At 40.6% G+C, this 21,618-nt stretch carries 11 protein-coding genes and 1 pseudogene; 11 read left to right on the forward strand and 1 reads right to left on the reverse strand.

Translation table 11 applies throughout. The features are described from left to right. Positions 1 to 444 precede the first annotated feature (444 nt). From ACW6QF_RS15705 to ACW6QF_RS15740, 8 genes and pseudogenes are all read left to right on the forward strand, one after another. Positions 445 to 984: a hypothetical protein gene (locus ACW6QF_RS15705; RefSeq protein ID WP_456088503.1), complete on the forward strand. Its 540-nt coding sequence runs from the start codon at positions 445 to 447 to the stop codon at positions 982 to 984. Between the two features lie 204 nt (positions 985 to 1,188). After that, positions 1,189 to 2,169 carry a FecR family protein gene (locus ACW6QF_RS15710; RefSeq protein ID WP_456088504.1) on the forward strand — a complete coding sequence of 327 codons (981 nt, stop codon included), beginning with the start codon at positions 1,189 to 1,191 and terminating at the stop codon, positions 2,167 to 2,169. 232 nt (positions 2,170 to 2,401) lie between these two features. Next, a complete protein-coding gene (locus tag ACW6QF_RS15715) occupies positions 2,402 to 5,731 on the forward strand; it encodes a TonB-dependent receptor (protein WP_456088505.1) in 3,330 nt (1,109 codons plus the stop codon). Positions 5,732 to 5,743: 12 nt separating this feature from the next. Beyond that, entirely contained in the window at positions 5,744 to 7,537 is a 1,794-nt protein-coding gene (locus tag ACW6QF_RS15720) for a RagB/SusD family nutrient uptake outer membrane protein (RefSeq protein ID WP_456088506.1), read from the forward strand. Between the two features lie 139 nt (positions 7,538 to 7,676). After that, a complete protein-coding gene (locus ACW6QF_RS15725; RefSeq protein ID WP_456088507.1) occupies positions 7,677 to 10,154 on the forward strand; it encodes a hypothetical protein in 2,478 nt (825 codons plus the stop codon). A gap of 32 nt (positions 10,155 to 10,186) precedes the next feature. Then, the gene (locus tag ACW6QF_RS15730; protein WP_456088508.1) at positions 10,187 to 12,052 is read left to right on the forward strand and encodes an FAD-dependent oxidoreductase; all 1,866 of its coding nucleotides are present in this window, start codon (positions 10,187 to 10,189) and stop codon (positions 12,050 to 12,052) included. 149 nt (positions 12,053 to 12,201) lie between these two features. Next, on the forward strand, positions 12,202 to 13,653 hold the full coding sequence (locus tag ACW6QF_RS15735) for an alpha/beta hydrolase fold domain-containing protein (protein ID WP_456088509.1): 1,452 nt from the start codon (positions 12,202 to 12,204) through the stop codon (positions 13,651 to 13,653). Positions 13,654 to 14,261: 608 nt separating this feature from the next. After that, positions 14,262 to 14,503 (forward strand): annotated as a pseudogene (locus ACW6QF_RS15740) (glycoside hydrolase family 88 protein); the annotation flags it as partial. A 20-nt stretch (positions 14,504 to 14,523) separates the two neighbouring features. On the opposite strand, the gene ACW6QF_RS15745 reads toward ACW6QF_RS15740, so the two are convergent. Continuing rightward, positions 14,524 to 15,129, reverse strand: a complete 606-nt coding sequence (locus tag ACW6QF_RS15745; RefSeq protein ID WP_456088510.1) for an RNA polymerase sigma-70 factor — start codon at positions 15,127 to 15,129, stop codon at positions 14,524 to 14,526. A 131-nt stretch (positions 15,130 to 15,260) separates the two neighbouring features. Between ACW6QF_RS15745 and ACW6QF_RS15750 the strand changes: the two genes are divergently transcribed. From ACW6QF_RS15750 to ACW6QF_RS15760, 3 genes are all read left to right on the forward strand, one after another. After that, a complete protein-coding gene (locus ACW6QF_RS15750) occupies positions 15,261 to 16,166 on the forward strand; it encodes a FecR family protein (protein ID WP_456088511.1) in 906 nt (301 codons plus the stop codon). A gap of 173 nt (positions 16,167 to 16,339) precedes the next feature. Then, positions 16,340 to 19,726 carry a TonB-dependent receptor gene (locus tag ACW6QF_RS15755; protein ID WP_456088512.1) on the forward strand — a complete coding sequence of 1,129 codons (3,387 nt, stop codon included), beginning with the start codon at positions 16,340 to 16,342 and terminating at the stop codon, positions 19,724 to 19,726. 21 nt (positions 19,727 to 19,747) lie between these two features. Beyond that, a complete protein-coding gene (locus ACW6QF_RS15760; RefSeq protein ID WP_456088513.1) occupies positions 19,748 to 21,544 on the forward strand; it encodes a RagB/SusD family nutrient uptake outer membrane protein in 1,797 nt (598 codons plus the stop codon). Positions 21,545 to 21,618: the final 74 nt, after the last annotated feature.

Genomic DNA, 21,618 nt, shown 5'->3' on the forward strand with positions numbered 1-21,618 from the left:
TAAATCCGCTTTTCTTTGCGTTTTCCGCTTTTTCGGCTTGTCATCATTTGACACCGTAACAACTCTGATATTAAGTCGTTTAGTGTCATTTCACCCGTTTTTCGAGGTTATTCCAGAGATTTTTTCTTATATTTGTGTTTGAAGTAATATCTGACAGATTTGATGAAAATTCGGATGGGGTAAGATACATTCCTACTCAGAGTGATCCCAATCCTGTTTTTTGTGGAAAATATAAAGATTGGATTGAATCTCTGAGAGATAAGGGTTATCTTACCAGTAGTGATTACAATACCTATTACGAATTATGTGATTTATGGTCTGGTGCTCCCGGTGTTTGTAATCCGGGATTAGAACCTAAGTTGCTCCGGGAATTTTTCGGGAAGCCACGTCCACCTAAATATCAAAGAAAGTAGCTATTAATTATTTATTAAAATCGAAGAAATCATGAAAACGAAATTATCCATACTTCTATTATTTGTCGTTGCCATCGTTTCGGCAGTTTCCGCGCAGAGAGTTCGTCCGGCAGGTTATGAGTCTGTCTATTTTGACCGTGAAGACTATATACCGGCAGAAGGTGACACGGTTGTTTACCTTTTTGAAAAAGGGGGAAAGTTTATTCCGGAGCAGAGAGATCTGGGGGAATTGTTTGGATTTAGAAAAATGGGCAAAGACCTATTTCTTTTTTTCAAAAGAGAATTTCCGGATTTGATTTATCCGGAGGATTTATTAAAGTTTATAGATATCCGGTTGTCTATGTGGGTCGATCATGACGGGAATATCGTTAATTTCTATTATAGGTTCAAGTCCGATAATTTATATCTTTATCCCGATATGGAAAAGCATCTGTACAATTTTGCCATGTCCGTTAAGAAAGAAGGAGTAAAAAAATATGATATACACGCTTTATATCCGAACTCTTATTGTGAATTGCATTACTTTTTTTCCTATATATATAAGGCATTGGTGATGCCACAAAAGTATTGACAGCCAGTAGCTCTCTTTATGAGTACCGAAAGGGTAGCTCGGTGCTAATTATCAGCGAACTGGAATTGCCGGAAAGTTAGGGGATGAGTTGCCGGAATTTGCTCATTGAATGTCTGTCGTTTGCCATTGAAGTGAAAAAAAGTGACCGGTTGAATAGGGGGAAAGCGTGATTTAGGTGTATTTATATCTGTAAAGCGATTGAAAATGGAATACGAGGACAAGAAATATATAGTAAGAAAGCTGATGCAGGACACGCTGACCGAAGAGGAGCGCACGGCCTTGCAGGCCTCTCGGCAGGTGACGAGAAAAATGGAGCATCAGTGGGACAATGCACCGGATGCGGTGAGGAGCGACCGTCCGGATGAGCCGTCTATCTGGCAGAATATATGCAGGGAGGTTTGGTCGCATGGCGAAGAGCGGAAAGTTGTGTTTTATAAGATATATAGTATGGTCGCCTCTATCTTATTGGTATTGGGGGTGGCCGGAACCGCTTATTTCGCGTTGCAGGGCAAGGCGAATGTCCCGATGTATGTCGTAAGTTCCGGCATCCGGAATATGGAATCCGTCTCTTTGCCGGATGGAACGAAAGTGCAGATGGGACCGGGCAGCCGTTTGACCTATCCTGCCAGTTTCTCCGGTAAGACGCGTGAGATAACATTGGATGGACAAGCTTTTTTCGATGTGGCGAAGAATCGCGAAAAACCTTTTATCGTCCATACGGAGGATATGAGCGTGGAGGCGTTGGGGACTGCGTTCGAATTGTTCAGCTACGATATGGAGAATAAGATAGAAGCGATCCTTCTGAATGGCAAGATCAGAGTAAGTGTGGCGGACAAGGAAACAAACAGATTGGAAGAATACCTCGTCTCTCCCGACGAAAAGATCTTGGTGGACCGGCAAACCGGCAAGATCACCAAGCAGATTGTGGATGCCGACAAATATACCGCCTGGCGCAAACAAAAGATGCTGAGTTTCGAAAACGAAAAACTCTCTATGATCATCCCGCGTCTCGAACAGTGGTACGGCAGAAAGGTGATGTGCCAAAAGGATCTGGCAGATAAATACCGGTTCACTTTCAAGGTGAGGGATGAGTCGCTGGAACGGATACTTTTTATGATAAAAGCATCTTCTCCATTGCAGTATAAAGAGGAGAAGAATGGCGATTATATATTGACTTTAAAATGACTTATTATAAACAACTTAATTCTAATGCCTATGGGATAAAAAGAGTTAACCTTCAAAAAAATTGGAAGATGCCGGCAAGCACCTTCCAATCAGAGAGTTTTTTAAAATGCTTGTCGTAAGGAGTCCAAGCCGAAGACTTGCATTTATTATTCATTAAAACGATAACAAAGTTATGAAAAAAAACAGTGAGAGGGATTATTGTATCCCGTTATTTAGAAAAACTAAACGTATCATGAAGATCACAACCTTATTTTCGTTGGGAGTTGCATGTTGTATTTCTGCCTCTACATACGCGCAGAGCTATAAGGTGTCAATCAACAAGCAGAACAGTAGTATTATTGAAATCCTCAGAGAAATTGAAAAAAGCAGTGAGTTTACATTCTTTTTTAACGATAATCGTGTGAATGTCAACAAAACAGCGAGTGTTAATGCTAAAAATGCGACATTGGAAGATGTACTGGATCAAGTGTTGAGGAACACTGGCTACAAGTATCAGATTATCGATCGACAGGTATTGATCAAGGCTTCGGACAACCTTTTATTGACCGGCGTCCAACAGAATCAGAAAACCGTTACGGGTGTAATCCTCGATGAATCCAGCCTGCCGGTTATTGGTGCCAATGTGGTGGAGAAGGGAACAACCAACGGTACGATAACGGATGCAGAAGGGAGGTTCTCCCTTAATGTTGCATCAGATGCAACATTAATAGTTTCCTATATCGGATATATTCAGAGTGAAATATCTGTAAAAAATAAGACATCCGTGTCTATAACGATGAAAGAGGATGCGGAATTGTTGGATGAAGTAGTAGTAATTGGTTATGGTTCGGCTCGTAAGGGAGATTTGACAGGTCCGATATCCAGTGTCAAAGGGGCTTCTTTGACGGAACGTTCCACTCAAATGTTGTCTACGGCTATGCAGGGGCAGATTTCGGGTGTGGAGGTCACACGTTCTTCCGGCGGTCCGGGGAGTTCGGCAACAATACGTGTTCGTGGTGTGACGACACTTTCCAATAATGATCCTCTTGTCATTATTGACGGTGTACCCGGTTCGTTGAATGATGTCGTAGCTTCGGATGTTGAGACCATGAGTGTTTTGAAAGATGCTGCATCGGCTTCTATTTATGGCTCTCGTGCCGCGGCAGGTGTCATTTTGATCACGACCAAAAGGGCTAAGGAGAATAAATTCAATTTGGATTACAATTATGAATATTCCATTGACAAACCGACTACACGGCCGACTAATGGAAATGTGATCGATTGGATGAATGTTCAAAATGAGATAAAGTGGAACGATGGTGCGTCTAATCCTTATTCGCAATATTCGCAAGAAACCATTAATTCTTGGATGGCTAACAATGCAACGGATCCTTACCATTATCCGAATACGGATTGGGTCGATTTATTGTTGAAGAATACGACTTCTCATCAGCAGCATAACTTCAACGTTTCGGGTGGTACGGATAAGTTGCAGTCCAAATTCTCGTTCAATTATCAGACGGCAGACGGGTATTATGCGAATAAATCGTATGAACGGTATGCTGGCCGTGTCAACAACGATTATAAAATCAATTCTTGGATTCGGGCCAATATTGATATTGATTTTTCAACTTCGAAAAGTATTAATCCATTCTCTACTAATTTTTCCAAGAGTGAAACTTTTAACCCGATTTATTGGGCATATTTAGCAACTCCTTATTATAATCCGTATTGGGAAGATGGTAGTTATGCTGATGTGAAATCGGGTGCTAATCCGTTGGCTATGTTGAACGAAGGAGGAACGACCAATGCCAATTATTATAAATTCGGAGGGAAAGCACAGTTGAGTTTGACTCCTGTGAAAGGATTGACTTTGACGGCGGTTTTCGCCCCTCGTTACACTTTCGAGAGCAAAAAGGCATTTAATAAGAAAGTGAATGTTTATTATGAAGATGGATCGGTCATTGCTGCACAACTTAGTAAGACAACCCAGTTGAACGAAGCACGTAATAACACGCAAAGCCGTACTTATCAGTTTTATGCCAACTACGAAAACAAATGGAATGATCATTCCTTGAATGCAATGGCAGGTTATGAAGGCTATAAATATAAATGGGAAAATTTGGGTGCATCGAGAAATAATTATGAATTGGATTCTTATCCCTATCTGAATCTTGGACCGGAAGATTACCAGTATAATTCAGGTAAAGCAGGACACAATGCGTATCAATCAGTTTTTGGACGTGCCATGTATTCATACAAAAATCGTTATATGTTACAAGCGAATGTCCGTGCAGATGCCTCTTCTCGTTTTGCTTCCGATTATCGTTGGGGTGTGTTCCCTTCCGTATCGGCAGGTTGGGCTGTTTCGAGTGAACCTTGGTTCCCTAAAGACAAACAGATCGATTATTTGAAAGTACGTGCTTCTATTGGGTCATTGGGCAATGAGCGTATTAGTGATGCGGAATTCCCATATCAAGCAGCTATCAATTTCGGAAACAGTTATATGTATGATAAGGGTTCTCACTCGGTGACCGCTGTACAAAATGCGGCGCAATATTATTATGCATTCAACAATATTACATGGGAAACAACGACGACTTATGATATTGGTGTCGATATTACTTTGCTGAATAATCGTTTGAGTTTGACCGGAGACTATTATTATAAGAAAACATCCGATATGTTGTTGACGTTGGGCTTCCCCTCTTATGCTGGTTTTTCCGCTCCGAAACAAAATGCAGGTGATATGTATACGCACGGTTGGGAGTTTGAAGCAAGTTGGCGTGATCAGATTGGTGAGGTTTCTTACGGCGTATCCTTCAATCTGTCTGATTATCGTTCGAAAATGGGATATTTAGGAGACAGAAGGACGATAGATGGTAATAAGATTTATGAAGAAGATTCTTATTATTATGAGTGGTTTATGTATAAGACTGATGGCCTTTTTGTTACTGATGCAGACTTGTATGATTCGAAAGGAAACAAGTATCCGACACTCACTGCTAACGATAAGGCTGGTAATATCAAATATGTCGATGTGAATGGGGATGGTGTTATCAATGCGGATGATAAAGTTCGTTTAGGTAATTCCTTGCCGGAGTTTCAGTTTGGTGGTAATCTTTTCTTAGGCTGGAAGGATTGGGATTTCTCTCTTTCTTTCCAAGGCGTGGGGCACCAGAATGTTCTCTTCAATTCTGCTTGGATACAACCGTTGAAAGAACAATGGGGAGCTGTGCCTTCTCTTGTATTAGGTAATTATTGGAGTCAGCATAATACGGAAGATCAAAACCGGAATGTCAAATATCCTCGTCTTACATATACCAATACTACCAATACTTATACTGGATCTGATTATTGGCTGTTTAACGGAGCATATTTCCGTGTCAAGAACATTACATTGGGGTATTCATTGCCGCAAAAACTTATGGATAAGTGTTTCATCAGAGGACTTCGGATATATGCTACAATAAATGATCTTCCTGCTATCAGCCACTATCCTAAGGGATGGGATCCGGAAATAGGTGCAAGTTCCGACTTTATATCCACATCTTTTACATTTGGCGCGAATGTTAAATTTTAAATTTATAGTGATATGAAACAGATAAAATTTTCTATATGTACCGCATCTCTATTCATGCTTATGTCGTGTGTCGATCTTAATTTAAATCCTCTTTCTGAAGGATCAAGCGAGAATTGGTATTCTTCTCAAGCAGAAATAGAAATGTCTTTGAATGATTTCTATCGTACGGATTTTTTCCCGATTGACGATATGAAATGGGGAGATGATGTGACGGCTCGAAATGAATCATCAGAGGTGAATAATGGTACATTGACTTCTGAAACTAAAAAGATTTCCGATCGTTGGGAGAATTATTATAAAGGTATCGCTCGTGCTTTGCGTTTGATCAATAATATGGATCGTGCACGTGCTATGGGTGTGTCGGAAACAAACATCGCACAATATGAAGGTGAACCTTATTTCTATATGGGATATGCTTACGGTATGTTGGCTTTTCATTGGGGAGATGCGATCTTGGATAAGGTGGGTATGAGCTTGGATGAAGCCTATACCGCTTCTCGATCTCCGAAAGCCGATGTATTGGCTTACAGCTACGAATGTTTGGACAAAGCTGCCGAACGTTTACCGAACAGCTATTCCGGTATCCAGCGTGCCACGAAAGGGGCTGCTTATGCATTTAAAGCAAGGATTGCTATTTATAATGAAGATTATGCTACTGCTGCCACTGCTGCCAAGAGTTGTATGGATTTGAATGTGTATAAATTGCATGGCAACTATCAGGACTTGTTTACGGCTTCCTGGTCTGACGAATGGATTTTCTTCTTCCGTGGAGATGTGACGTTGAAAAAATATTATTGGGCTGCGGGTGATGTGTTGAATAGTATATCTCGCCTTTCAGGCGGATGGGGTGGACAAAAAGCTCCATCTTATGAATTGGTTTGTGCTTATCCTTGTATTGACGGTAAACCGATCGATGAATCTCCGCTTTATAACCCGAAAGATTTTTTTGAAAATCGGGATCCCCGTATGGCCATGACGATTGTTCCGTTTGCAACAGCATATAACAAGAGTGTGTTGGATGGAACGTATGATCCGAATGATTATAAATGGTTAGGGTATGAATATTCTCCTTCTCCTATTAAAACAACCGTTCAGAGAATTTCTGACGGTGCACAGGTGGGAAATAATGATTCTAAAGCAAGAGCGGAACATGCTTCCTATACTGGTTTATTATTTAAGAAATATGTCGATGATTCATTTTTGGAAAATGGTAAAGCAGGTGCACCGACTACTTATCCGATGCTGCGTTATGGCGATGTCTTGTTGATGTATGCCGAAGCGATGAATGAGATGAACCAGTGCAACCAAGAGGTTTTGGATGCTACGATTAATAAATTGCGTGAAAGAGCTTATAATGGAACAGGGCTTGAATATCCGAGAGTAATGGAAGGAACGCAGTCGCAGTTGCGTACGATTATCCGTACCGAACGTTTCATTGAAATGGCTTGGGAAGGTCATCGTTATAGCGATTTGATCCGTTGGAAGATTGCCGGTAAAGTATTGAATCGTCCGATTTATTTCTTGAATCGTGCATGGTCCGGCAATACCTCTTGGGACGGTAATGAAAGTTCCGTTTCTGCTGAATATAAGCAGTTGATTCAGAATTGGAAAGACGGTAACTATCCGATAGGTGGTGTTCCGCAGATCGATGAAGACGGTATTGCCGATTTGAGCGAAATGGCGAAAAAGGGATATATTACCGTGGCAACCGAACGTGTGTTTGATGAAAGTCGTGACTACTTGTGGCCGGTACCTGCTGCAGACAGACTTATCAATGAAAATCTGTCGCAAAATCCGAAATGGTAATGGTTGTGGAGTTAAAATAAATTCCGGTTAGTAGGGATCGGTGTTTAAATAATTAATATCTTGGGGCTTCTCTGTTTATATCGTCATATAGAATATGAGGAGCCCTTTTTATGACATTTTACCTAAAATAGTAGATAATATGAAATTGAATGTAGTTGGATTATTGGCCGCCTTTTCTTTGTTGGGTTGTACGGCGCAGAAAGATGTCAAAAAAGTGCCGGATTCCATATCCGGTATTTATCCTCGTTTGGCTTATTATAATAATGAAGGCGAATGCGGTACGGGGGCGGTCGTGCCTTGGGCGGATCGTTTGTGGGTGATTACTTATGGGCCTCATCTGCCGAATGGCTCTTCTGATAAATTGTATGAAGTAACATCAGATTATCAACAGATTATACGTGATGAAAGCATTGGAGGTACACCCGCAAACAGAATGATTCATAAAGAAAGCAATCAACTTTTTATAGGTCCTTATGCGATTGATAAAACAGGTAAAGTTCGTGTTATTCCATATACTGTCATGTCCGGCCGTCATACAGGTAATGCCCGTCATTTGACAGATCCGTCAAATAAGATTTATTACGGGACAATGGAAGAAGGATTTTATGAAGTGGATGTGAATACATTGGAAGTAAAAGAATTGTATCAGGATGGCAATAAGAAACAACAGAAAAAAAATGATACGGATGCCGGGCCAATAAATGCGTTGTTACCGGGAGTACATGGTAAAGGGTTATATTCCGGGCAAGGCTGTATGTATTTTACCAACAATGGAGAAGGGACACAAGAAGCATTGAAGAAGTTTGATGTGGAGGCTGGTGTTTTGGCTGAGTGGAATGGAAAAGAGTGGAAAGTGGTTCGTCGTAATCAATTTGTCGAAGTGACGGGGCCGGGTGGCATTTATGGAAATGCAAATCCGGAATCAGATCCGATTTGGGCAACCGGTTGGGATTATAAATCGGTTATTTTAGGTGTACGGGATGCTCAAAAAGGATGGGCTTTTTATCGTTTGCCCAAAGCCAGCCATAGCTATGACGGTGCGCATGGATGGAATACGGAATGGCCGCGCATTCGGAATGTCGGGACAGAGTCTCAACCTGATTATCTGATGACGATGCATGGAATGTTCTGGCATTTTCCGGGAATGTTTACAGCTGATAATTCAGCCGGTATCCGTCCGCGTTCCGCTTATTTGAAAGTGATTGGTGATTTTACCCGTTGGAACGATCAATTGGTTTTCGGTTGTGATGATTCGGCTCAGAAAGAATTTTTGAACAAACGAAAAGCAAAAGGAAGTATAGAGGGACCTGGCCAATCGAACTCGAATCTGTGGTTTACCTCTTTGACAAGACCGGACGAATTGGGACCGGCTACCGCCGAAGGTGCTGTTTGGGCAAAGGAAAGCGTGAAGGCGGGTGAAGCCTCTGAACCTTTCTTGTTTAGCGGTTGGACACATCGTTTCGGTTGGGTGAAGAATGAAGGAAAACAACCGGTGATCTTTACTTTTGAAATAGACGAAGCCGGCAAAAATGAATGGAAGACTTTGAAGAGTATAACGGTAAATGCAGGAAAGTCGGTCTCCGTTCCTTTTACTTCAGCCGAAAAAGGAGAATGGATTCGTGTAAAAACGGATAAGAATACGTTGGCAACCGTTAGTTTCAACTATACGACTGCCGATAATCGTGTGGCCTCTTCTGACCCGATTTATCAGGGTCTGGCGCCTGTCGACCAGAATACGGTTACCGGTGGCCTGCTCTATGGACTGGGGGACAACCGCCGTGCTTTGGGGCTGTTGGCGAATGTTACGGAAAACGGAAAGACTTCGGAAATCGGTTATTATGAAATGGGAGATGAATTGAGCCTGATCCAGAAAGAAGATGAGAAGACGGCTGATTTTATTCGTACGAAGTTTGCCATACCGCAACAGGTTGTTTCGATAGAAGAGGGTTCAGTATTGATTGTAGATGATTTGAATCGGCGTTGGCGTCTTCCTTTGGGAAATGAAATGTATAAGGATTTGACCAACCAAGGTGTACTGCGTGTTTGTCGGGAAGTGGCAACGGAGCGTGATATGTTTTCTTGTATGGGTACTTTTTATGAACTTCCTGCGGAGAATGCGGATGGATATGCAAAAATTCGTCCTATATCAACTCATAATTACCGCATCAATGATTATGCTTCTTACCGAGGTATGCTTGTTTTGACAGGTGTGACACCTGAAGAGGGTAAAGAAAATCCGCATATTATAGTTTCGGACGATGGAAAAGCAGCTGTTTGGGTAGGGGTTATTGATGACTTGTGGACATTGGGAAAACCGGTAGGCCAAGGTGGCCCGTGGAAGAATACAGATGTAAAAGCAGGTGTTGCTTCTGATCCGTATCTGATTGGATTCTACGACAAGAAAGAGCTTTCGTTGTCGCACCAGTCTGATAAGAAAGTCGTCATTACGGTTGAAGTGGATCCTACCGGCAATGGTGATTGGATGGAATATGCCACTTATACAGTACAACCGGGAGAAAGGTTCGTCCAGCAACTCCCTGAAGCATTTCAAGCAAGATGGATTCGTTTTGTATCGAACACGGATACGAAAGCAACAGCTTGGTTGAATTATAAATAACATGTATATTTGTCTTTCTAAATATTAATATCATGAAGACTCGTGTAATTTTATCATTATTATTTTTGTTGAGTTTGGGAACAGTCCGAGCGGCAGACCTTTTTGTCGAAGTCGAAAGTTTTAGTAACAAGGGAGGTTGGAAGGTCGACCAGCAGTTTATGGATTTGATGGGGTCTCCTTACCTTTTGGCGCACGGGATGGGTGTACCTGTCGATGATGCCTATACCGAGGTGACTTTTCCTGAAAAAGGAGAATATTATGTATATGTTCGTACCTATAATTGGACATCCCCGTGGAAAAAAGGCGAGGGACCCGGAAAATTCAGTCTGTCAGTCGGAGGAAAGAAGATGACCTCCCCGTTGGGAGCGGAAGGTTCTTCCTGGATGTGGCAGATAGCCGGAAAGGTGTCGGTCAAGAATCTGAAAACCGTGATAAAACTACATGACTTGACCGGTTTTGACGGCCGTTGTGATGCGATCTATTTTACAACGGAAGAAGGGAAGATGCCTCCATCGGGGCTGAAGGAGTTGGAAGTTTTTCGCCGTAAAGCCCTGGGATTGCCGGATGAAGCCCCGCTTGCCGGAGAGTATGACCTGGTTGTAGTCGGAGCCGGTATAGCCGGAATGAGTGCGGCCGTGTCTGCTGCCCGTTTGGGATGCAAAGTGGCTTTGATCAACGACCGTCCTGTGGTGGGGGGTAATAACAGTTCGGAGATACGTGTTCATTTGGGAGGCCGTATCGAAGAAGGGACTTATAAGGAACTTGGCGGTTTGCAGAAAGAATTTGGTCCGGAAAAGGGAGGGAATGCACAACCTGCGGAATATTATGAAGACCGGAAGAAGCTGGATTGGCTGGCAGGAGAAAAGAATGTGTCTCTTTTCCTGAACTATCGTGCAATAGGGGTGACAAAGGAAGGCGATAAGATCACATCCGTTGTAGTCAAACACATCGAAAGCGGCGAAGAACTTGAATTTAAAGCACCTCTTTTCTCAGATTGCACGGGAGACGGTACAATCGGTTATTTGTCCGGTGCAGATTATCGTATGGGGCGTGAAGGCCGGGATGAATATGGTGAAAGCATAGCCCCAGAGAAAGCGGATAAGATGACGATGGGCTCTTCCGTCCAGTGGTACTCGGTTGATAATAAGAAATCGAGTCCTTTTCCAGAGTTCAGCTATGGAGTGGAGTTCAACGAAAAGAATTGTGAAAAGGTGATGATGGGAGAGTGGACTTGGGAAACAGGTATGAACTTCGACCAGATCAAGGACTTCGAACGCATCCGTGATTATGGCATGTTGGTTGTCTATTCAAACTGGAGCTATTTGAAAAACCGTATGAAGGAAAACGACCAGTATAAGAATCGTAAGTTGGGTTGGGTAGCTTATGTCGCCGGCAAACGTGAATCTCGTCGTCTGCTGGGTGATTATATCTTAAAGGAAGACGATGTCACGAAAAACGTGTTCCATGAAGATGCCTCCTTCGCCACGACCTGGAGTATCGATTTGCATTGGCAGGATCCGAAAAACAGTGAACATTTTCCGGGCAATGAGTTCAAAGCTGTGACGAAGCATATCCTGATCCATCCGTATGCAGTCCCGTATCGTTGTCTGTATTCTCGTAATGTGGATAATCTTTTTATGGCCGGTCGTAATATCAGTGTGACCCACGTAGCCTTGGGGACAGTGCGTGTGATGCGTACGACCGGAATGATGGGAGAGGTAGTAGGTATGGCCGCCTCTTTGTGCAAGAAATATGGTGTGACGCCTCGTGGTGTTTACCGTTCTCATCTGGAAGATTTGAAGACATTGATGAAGGAAGGTGTGAACAAGAAAGGACTGCCGAATAACCAGCGTTATAATGAAGGCGGCATGTTGAAAGACAAACCGGTTGTTCAATAATATTTCAATGCCAAGAAGGTGTGTCAAAAGAAAATCCTGCTTACAATAGACATAATTTAGGCTCCGTGAAATCCGTGCCTTAAAGATCGTGATAAAGGAGTTTTGACACACCTCCTTGCTTCATATATAATCTTGCAAACCTGAAAATCATGAAACATAGGTCTCTTTATTTATATCTGTTATTTTTTTCTTTACTGTGCGGTACCGTTGCTGCTACCGGACAGGAGAAAAAACAGGAACGCTTTACCCTGATGGGATTAGGTGATTCCATTACGGAGGGAGCGGATTTTTTCACTTGCTATTTGTATCCGCTTTGGGAGAAATTGTTTACAGCCGGGTATCAGTTTGACTTTATCGGTCCCCGTGAGAGCAAATGCCGGATCGGGACGCTTAGTCATTGTGGTTTCAGCGGCAAGAATGTAGAGTTTTTAGAGTCGAAGATCGACAGCCTCTACCGGCTTTATCCGGCTGATATCGTATTGCTCCATGCCGGTCACAACCATTTTGTGGAAGAGAAACCTGTTCCCGGAATGATTGCTTCTTACAAATCTATTATCAACAAAATACAGGCGATCAACCCGAATGTCCGTATTTTGATTGCCCAGGTAATACCAAGCGGCAAACTGCCTAAATACTCGTATATACCGGAATTGAACGAGAAGATAGCGGAAATGGTTGCCGGATTAAACTCCGGACAAGTTTTTTTGGTCAATCAGGCCCAGGACTTTAACTGGCAAGACTATACGGTACATGATAAAGTACATCCTAATAAAGCTGGTGCGGAGAAGATGGCGACTGTCTGGTTCGAAGCCCTGAAGAAAGTACTGGCTTCATCGGAAGCTGTGTTCTCTCCTGAAATCGTCCGGTATAAAACATTAGAGAATGGGGATTCCTTGGCACTTCATATCTTCAAGCCCCGGAATATGCAGACTGGGGAAAAAAGACCGGCTATTGTGTACTTTTTCGGAGGAGGTTGGAAATTAGGTACTCCGATTCAGTTTTATCGTGAATGTGCTTATTATGCTTCGAAAGGAATGGTGGCCGTATCGGTTGATTATCGTATCGGATATCTGCATCATTCTACTCCGTTCGAGAGTTTCGAGGATGCCAAAGATGCGATATGCTGGTTGCGTAGCCATGCTTCTGACTACCGGCTTGATCCGGATAAGATTGCCGTAGCCGGTGGTTCTGCCGGAGGTCATTTAGCTGCCGCACTCGGGACGGTCGGGAGTGACGAGGCTGTTCCGGCTGGTTACAGGCCGAACCTCTCCGTGTTATATTATCCGGTTGTAGACATGGTTTCGCGCGGTGATGGTTTTCCGGAAATCAAGAGGGATTTTGAAAAAATTTCACCGATCCATCATGTGTCGGAAACAACTCCCTCCACTCTGATATTGCTTGGCACGAAAGATCCGATCGTATCGGTCGAAACAATCGAGACTTATCAGGATAAACTTTTGCAGAAGGGAGTGGATTGCGAACTCCATCTCTTTGAAGGTGCCGGTCATCCGATCTTCCTATACAGAAAGCCGCTTACGGAAGACTACTATAAGGTTCGGAAGTTGACGGATGGTTTTTTGAAAAGACAGGGGTTCCTGTAGTTTTGTTTTTTCTTGATTTGACTCTTCATTTATTCGGGGTTCTTGTATAATATTGCTTATTTTACAATATTATACATCCTTTACAGATAGCACTGAAATCCCGCTTTTGAGCCAGAAAAAGTAGTTTTTCGGTATGAGGTGCGCAGTTTATTGTGACGACGACCGTCTTCGTTTCCATGATGACCGTCTTTGTTTCATATGAAGATGGACTTCGTCACGATGAAGACGGTCTTTATCGTAACGAAGACGGTCGTCGTTGCAATAAAGACCCGAAAAACGTTTTGGATATTCGGATTCGTCCCCTGACTTTTTTGCTACAAGCCATTCTCCGATAGTTCAGGTTTTCCGGAATGTCGGTTTTCCTCTCGTTTATTTGTCATAAAAACTGCATATATCCATTATCTGCCGACTCCGTATTTTCGATTGCCACCAAAACTGGATTAGCCGTGTAAAAATGTCAAGCCAAAATGATCGGTGTTTTGGATCGAAATAGAAAAAGTTCCAAATTGGGGTTATTGTAAATTATGAGATACAGTTAGAGTAGCGTTTCCTTCCTTCCAAATATATGCAACATGGAGGCAAATGGATTCATTATGCAGAGGTCTATACTGCCGTATGCCGATACTCAATGGACATTGCCCGAAGGAGCAACACCGGAAGAAAAGTTTGGACGGATGGAGGCCTGTTCTGGCAAACCCGTCTTTAGATTAATCCCAATCGTGCCTGCATTTTGGAAGATTATCGTCTTATGATGAAGAGCCTGAAAGATTACCAGAGTGAAAGTGGCATGTGGAACCAGTTGGTGGATAAAACCGATTGCAGGTCGGAAACTTCCGGTTCTGCGATGTTCTTTATTTTAGAAGCGGCCTTTTAAAAAAATAAGAATATCATACTATTAGTCATTCGATTGCTACTGTATTTTTTATTGACGTATTGTGCAATTCGTTTATAAGCGTTACTTATGTGGGCTTCAACTGTTTTTTCTGATATGTTGAGTAGTTGTGCAATTTCTTTATGTTTTAACCTGTCAGAAAGAACAAGACGAAATACTTCACGACATTTTTCAGGTAAGGAAAGAATAGCCTCTTGTATTAATTTTTGATATTCCTGATCTAAGAGGGTTATTTCCGGATTATTCCCATCAGGAAGTAATTCTATTGTATATAAATCTATAGAGTCTTGATTCGTAATGTATCCTCGCCTTATATAATGTAGAGCTTGGTTTTTGACAGATGTGTATAAATATCTTTCGATATTGTCTATTTCGTTTAATGTTTCTCGTTTCTTCCATATGAAAAGAAAGACATCGGATACAGCTTCTTCTGCAAGTTCTTTAGACTTTAAAAAATATAATGCTAAGTGGAACAACTTTTGATAGTAAATATCAAAAAGTGTCCGAAAGGCAACTTCGTCATTTTTAGAAATTTTGCATAAAAGACGGGCGATTTCACTATATGTATCGGAAGTAGATCTCACTTTTCTATATAATTCAACTTTGCAAATATAGGATAAAAAAAGAAGTTTTCAAGAGATATAAAAAAATTGCATGTTCTTATGAGGGTTTTTGAGAAGCACTGTCATCTTTCTATATATAAAGACTTTCTAACATGGATAAGAATGACATTGATAACAAAGATTATGAATCTTCTTTTGATTGGCAAGGAAGAATAAGTTTCCGTCCGGTATCGACAGACGCAGATGCGGTTTATGCTAAAATATGGCATAAGTTGCGGTATGAAAATAGTATTCCTGTAGGAATTTCTCCTGTTTGGAAGTATTTTACTGTAGCTGCTTCATTAGCATTATTGATTGTTTCTACGATTCTGATCTCTGTTTATACTAAAAATGAACCATTGTCTTATTTAGAGGTTTCTGCAGTTTCCGGTACAAAAGTGAAAGTCGTTTTACCGGATAGCTCTACAGTCTGGTTAAATAGTAATGCAATGATACGTTATCCCCAACAATTTTCAGGAAATATCCGCTCTGTTGAATTTGCGGGAGAAGCTTTGTTTCAAGTGAGACATGATGAGAAAAAACCATTTGTTATTGATGCTGAAGGCTTAAAAATTAAGGTATTGGGAACAAGTTTTAATGTTTTTTCTTCCGAGGAAGAGGGGATTGTAGAAACGACTTTATTAGATGGCTCAATTGCCTTATTCGGTTCTCAGAATCATACGTCTGTAGCTGATATTGTTTTGTCGCCCAATCAGCAAGCTTTATACAATAAGAAGAATGGACATATTGATGTCTTGAATGTGTGTGCGTCATCTTATGCTTCTTGGACAAATGGTCATTTTGTTTTTGAAAAAAATACATTACAAGAAATAACCTCATCTTTGGAACGTGCATTTAATGTGAAAATACACATACAGGATGAAAAATTGCTCAAAGAACGGCTGACAGCCAGATTTACTCATCAAGAGACATTAGATGAAATTTTGTCTGTACTTCAGATTTCAGCTCATTATAAATATAAAAAAGATAAGGGAGAGATTTACATAACTAAAAAATAACTTGTTGTTTAACCTTAAAAAATAATAGATATATGGACTCGACATAGAAAGCTGCAATAAAAAGGATTGGGAATGCTACCAACATTCCCAATCCAGATCTAAATTAGAGATCATTTTTAATAAAAGGTAGCTACCAACTACCCAGTAAATAATCAATTAGATATTACAAATGTATGAATAATCATTGTAAGGGGATGCTCTTGGAAGAAAAAAAGCATCCAGAAAATATATTTTTCTTTCAAACGAATTTAAGAAAGGCTATAATTATTATGAAATTTACCCTGTTATTCTTTTTTGTAAGCGTGTGGGGGGCTGTTGCCTCATCCTATGCTCAATCTACAAAACTAACGCTTAAGGTGAAAAATGAACCGATAGCACAAGTGATAAAAAAAATTGAGCAGCAATCAAAATACACGTTTGTATATAATGTGGACGAAGTGGACTTGGATAGAAAAGTCAGTATATCGACACAAGGTACTTCTATTAAAGATGTGTTGGATAATATCTTTGCAGGACAACCGATAGAATTTGTTATTAAAGAACGTCATGTTGCTTTATATCATAAACTACAGCAAAAAAATACTCGAAAGATATCGGGTGTGATATTTGACAAAGAGGGAAATCCTATTATCGGGGCAAATATTGTACAGAAAGGTACAACGAATGGTATCGTTTCTGATTTGGATGGACATTTTACATTAAATGTTGATCCGGGTACTGTTTTGATTATTTCTTATATCGGTTTTATGTCAAAGGAAATACCTGTTGGAGATAAAACTGAATTATCGATTATTTTGGAAGAAGATTCCGAATTGTTGGAAGAGGTTGTGGTTGTTGGTTATGGAACTATGCAAAGGAAAAATTTTACAGGTTCAGTGTCAACTGTCAACATGGACAATTCTCCTGTTGCTATTTCTTCTCGGACAAATGTGATGGATGCTTTGCGCGGAACAGTAACGGGTGTTAATACATCCAGGGAAATGGCTGCCGGTAGTACTCCTACTATTGAAGTACATGGACAAAAGTCAATTAAGAGTTCGAGTGCCAATCCCTTGATTGTTTTAGATGGAGTGATATATATGGGGGGATGGCGAGATTTGGATCCTTCTACGATTGAAAGCGTATCTGTGCTGAAGGATGCTACGTCTTTGGCTGCTTATGGTTCACAGGCCGCCAATGGGGTTATTATGGTTACAACCAAGAAAGGAAAAATAGGGAAGCCGATGATCAATTTTGATGGATCTGTCTCTTTTTCAAATATGGCACAAATGCCTCGCTATTTGAGTCCTGAAGATTTTGTGAATAAAACTAATATAGCATTAGATGCGGCAAATGGCAATCCTCAAAGTTGGATGAAACCGAGTGCTTACGAAAATTATTTAACTGGAAAAACAACAGACTGGATTGACTATGTGACACAAACTGGTTTGTTGCAGAAATATGCACTTTCTGTTTCCGGAGCTACGGAAAAGCTGAATTATTATTTGTCTTTGTCCCATACGGATCAAAAGGGAATTCTAATAGGAGATGATTATTCAAGAGAAGCAATTATGATTCGTTTACAAAATGATATTACAGATTGGTTGCAAGTTGGTGCTCAAGTTAATTATACATATAATAATTATGATGGTGTTTCTGCAAAACTACAACCTTACTTATCTCCTTATGGACAGGCGACACGTTTAAATGGACAACTTGAGAAGTATGTGATGGAAGAAGGTACATTTGCTGTTAATCCCTTGTGGGATACTTCCAAAGGTGGAACAGTTGATGATTTGGAACGCTATGCTACGACTTATCTAAAAGGGCATGTGTTGTTAAAATGCCCTTGGATGAAGGGGTTAAGCTATCGTTTTAATGGAGTTTATTCAATGGAAAATTATCGTCATGATCGTTTTAATCATGAAGGATATTTTGTGACGGAAGGTGCTCCTGCCGATGAGGCTCGTTATTCTGAAGAAACGATTGCGAGCTACCTCTCGAATGCAACAGGCTATAACCAATTAAGGGCAAATACATATTATGTAATTGATAATATATTGAATTATACAGCTCAGTTTGACAAACATTTTATTGATTTGACAGCAGTTTATACAAGGGATCAGTATATCAGTGATTTGCGAAAATTAAATGGCTCGAACTATGATGCAGTAGGTAATTCCATATTAGGGTATGATGGTCTGGCATTTGCAGAGGTCCAGACTGTTGATGTTGAGAAAACTAAAAAGACGAATATAGGATATTTAGGACGTCTGAACTATAATTTTGATGATCGCTATCATCTGTCGGTTTCTGTGAGACGTGATGGAAGTTCTGTGTTTGGTGCTGATAATAAATGGGGGATCTTTCCTGCAGTAGGTGCGGCCTGGACTCTTTCACGGGAGCGTTTCATGGAATCAGTTGAATTCTTGAATTACTTGAAATTAAATGCTTCCTGGGGTAAGAATGGAAATCAGTCATTGGGTGCATATGGAACACTTTCCACTATCAATTTAGGGCAGACTGGAGATCATCCTTACCTCTTTGGTAATGCTGGCAGACCAAGCTGGGGACAGTATGTTGCAGCAATTGGTAATTCGGAATTAGGCTGGGAAACGACTACTGCGGTCAATGTAGGACTGGATGCTCATTTTCTGAATGATCGGATTCAATTGGAAATGAATGGCTATAAATCAAAGACTACAGACCAGATATTCGAACGTATGATTCCTGTTATGAATAATGGTTTCACTAAGATGAAAGCAACGATGGGGCAGGTAAATAACTGGGGTATAGAATTTACTCTAAATACCTTGAATGTGAGTAACAAAGATTTTCAATGGTCTTCTATGCTTAATTTTTATTTGAATCGGAATAAATTGGTCGATCTATATGGAGATGGAAAAGATGACTTAAGCAACAGTCTTTTTATAGGCAAGTCTTTAGGTGCTATTTATGGATATAAAGTGATTGGAATTATCCAAGAAGATGATAAAGAATATATTGAAGCCAATAATGCGGTTCCGGGCGATCCTAAATACGCAAATGTCGATGAAAGTGAAGATGGGCGTATAACTGCTGACGACAGAACTATTTTAGGATATCGTAAAGAAAATTTTAGAATGAACATGTCGCATACGTTTACGTATAAAAATTTTGAATTATATGCATTGTTTACCGGGGTTTTCGGTGGAAATGGATATGGTCTTGAATCAAATCCTCAAGCCTATCTTACCAATAATAGCTTTATAAATAATCTGGATCATACATGGTGGACTCCTGAAAACCGGAATAATACTTATCCTCGTCCCAAATTTAACGGGAGTAATTATACGCCTGTAATGGGATATACTTTTATTCGTTTACAGGATTTAAATCTTTCTTATACATTCAAGCAAACACTGATTCGTAATATGGGCATTAATAATTTACGCATCTATCTGGCAGCTCGTAATTTATTTACTATTACTAATTGGGTAGGAGGTGATCCGGAAATACGTCAACGCTTTGAGCCTCTTTCCGCAACAGATACATATCCGTTGCAGAGATCTTTTTCTATAGGTGTTAATCTTTCATTCTAACAAATAAATAAAATGTGTTTTATGAAAATAAATAATTTGAATAAAATTACCTTTTGGGTATTGGCAACAGCAGGCCTTTTGGTTAGTTGCAATGATAATGACTTTTTGAGAGAAAAAACAGAATCTTCTTATACATATATGAATGCATTTAATGTTTCATCTCAGGTTAATGATTGTGTGACAGATTTATATCACCGGCACAAACAAATACTTATACCTAATAATAATGGCCGTTGGTTTATGGTAGGACAAGGCACTGATATTTGTGATTTTGGAAAATCGACAAATGGAGAAGGTTCTGCTGTATCTGTATTTAGTAATTGGAGTACGACATATGGAAAAACGGAAACGATTTATAACGAATTCTATTCTTTGATAGCTCGGGCCAATCTGGCTGTGTACGGTGCAGAGCAGGTTAGTTGGTCAGATCCTGCAGATAAGGAGTTTGCTGTTGCACAAGCTCGTTTTTTTAGGGGATATTCCTATATGAATCTGGCAGAACTGTTTGGAGGAGTCCCTGTTACGGATACTTTTTTTGAAGTCCCTAATTTTAATTTTCAGAGATCTTCACGTAAAGATACTTATCTATATGCTATTGATGAATTGGAGGCAGCTGCCTCTGCTTTACCGGAGCATCCGGAGGCAGGACGTGTTGGGAAAGGTGCTGCTTATCACTATTTATCCGAATGTTATTTGGCTTTAGCATATGATCAGGCTGGGGATGTCTCTTATCTGGACAAATCGATTGCTGCTGCGACAGAGGTAATGAAGCATCATTCTTTAATGAAAGAACGTTTTGGTACACGGGCAAATCCGATGTCTACGGATACGCATAATGGTGTTCCGGCCTATTATCCGGAAGGAGATGTTTTTTTTGATCTTTTCCAGAGAGGTAATTTAGATTATGAAGAAGGAAATTCAGAATCCTTATGGGTGGATCAGAATGATATTCGTTACCACGAAGAATATAATAAACAAAATGCTTGTTTGCAGTTTCCTCAGGCATTTGGTCCGGTCTTCCGAAATGTATATTGGCGCACGGAATTAGCTGAAGAGGGTGCCGGAGCCGGACCGTGGACCGGAGGAGGAATTGGAAATGATGCATTTAATTTGAATGGAAATATTTCTGCTTATGTCGGAGGACGTTCGCAAGGGCGCATTGAGCCAACCTATTTTGTCAAACATACGATTTGGGAGAATTGTGGCAATGATATTCGTAATTCTGAGACAAATATCAGAAGAAATTTTAAGGTGATGGACCCGAAACACTCTTTATATGGAACAATTATTAATGAAGACAATATCGCCCAATATGTTGCAGAAGTCACGATCCCAGCTTTTTATCCGATCCATACCAAGGTTATTCCAATTGATGATTGGGGTTATGATGGCTTGGAATCCGGGAAGAATAACCGTTCGCATACTTATGTTGATTTTTATTTTGCTCGTTTGGCTGAAACTTATTTGTTACGGGCGGAAGCTAAATTGCAGAAAGGAGATAGACAAGGCGCAGCGGATGATATCAATGAAGTGCGCGAACGTGCTCATGCACCTTTAATATCTGCAGCGGATGTGGATTTGGATTATATTTTGGATGAACGAGCACGTGAGTTGTATGGAGAAGAGCGTCGTTGGAATACGCTTTTGCGCATAGGTGGAAATGTGCCGAATGACCGTATTGTAAATAATGCACTTTGGATTGTCACTTATAAGGCATGGAGCGGTACTATCGGATCTGACTTTTTGTTGCCGATACCTCAATCTGTTATCGATAGTAATTTGGATGCGGTTTTGGAACAGAATCCAGGTTGGAAATAATTATTGTATAAAAGATTCAATAAGAGGATGTACCAAATATATATTATCGGAAGTAAATGGTACATCCTCTATTT

This window comes from Parabacteroides sp., from assembly GCF_977054455.1.

What these genes read in the sequence shown, in the direction of transcription:
- ACW6QF_RS15750 (WP_456088511.1), top strand. Translation starts at nt 15,261, where the DNA reads ATGGATAAGAATGACATTGATAACAAAGATTATGAATCTTCTTTTGAT.
- ACW6QF_RS15720 (WP_456088506.1), top strand. Translation starts at nt 5,744, where the DNA reads ATGAAACAGATAAAATTTTCTATATGTACCGCATCTCTATTCATGCTT.
- ACW6QF_RS15710 (WP_456088504.1), top strand. Translation starts at nt 1,189, where the DNA reads ATGGAATACGAGGACAAGAAATATATAGTAAGAAAGCTGATGCAGGAC.
- ACW6QF_RS15730 (WP_456088508.1), top strand. Translation starts at nt 10,187, where the DNA reads ATGAAGACTCGTGTAATTTTATCATTATTATTTTTGTTGAGTTTGGGA.
- ACW6QF_RS15715 (WP_456088505.1), top strand. Translation starts at nt 2,402, where the DNA reads ATGAAGATCACAACCTTATTTTCGTTGGGAGTTGCATGTTGTATTTCT.
- ACW6QF_RS15755 (WP_456088512.1), top strand. Translation starts at nt 16,340, where the DNA reads ATGAATAATCATTGTAAGGGGATGCTCTTGGAAGAAAAAAAGCATCCA.
- ACW6QF_RS15705 (WP_456088503.1), top strand. Translation starts at nt 445, where the DNA reads ATGAAAACGAAATTATCCATACTTCTATTATTTGTCGTTGCCATCGTT.
- ACW6QF_RS15735 (WP_456088509.1), top strand. Translation starts at nt 12,202, where the DNA reads ATGAAACATAGGTCTCTTTATTTATATCTGTTATTTTTTTCTTTACTG.
- ACW6QF_RS15760 (WP_456088513.1), top strand. Translation starts at nt 19,748, where the DNA reads ATGAAAATAAATAATTTGAATAAAATTACCTTTTGGGTATTGGCAACA.
- ACW6QF_RS15725 (WP_456088507.1), top strand. Translation starts at nt 7,677, where the DNA reads ATGAAATTGAATGTAGTTGGATTATTGGCCGCCTTTTCTTTGTTGGGT.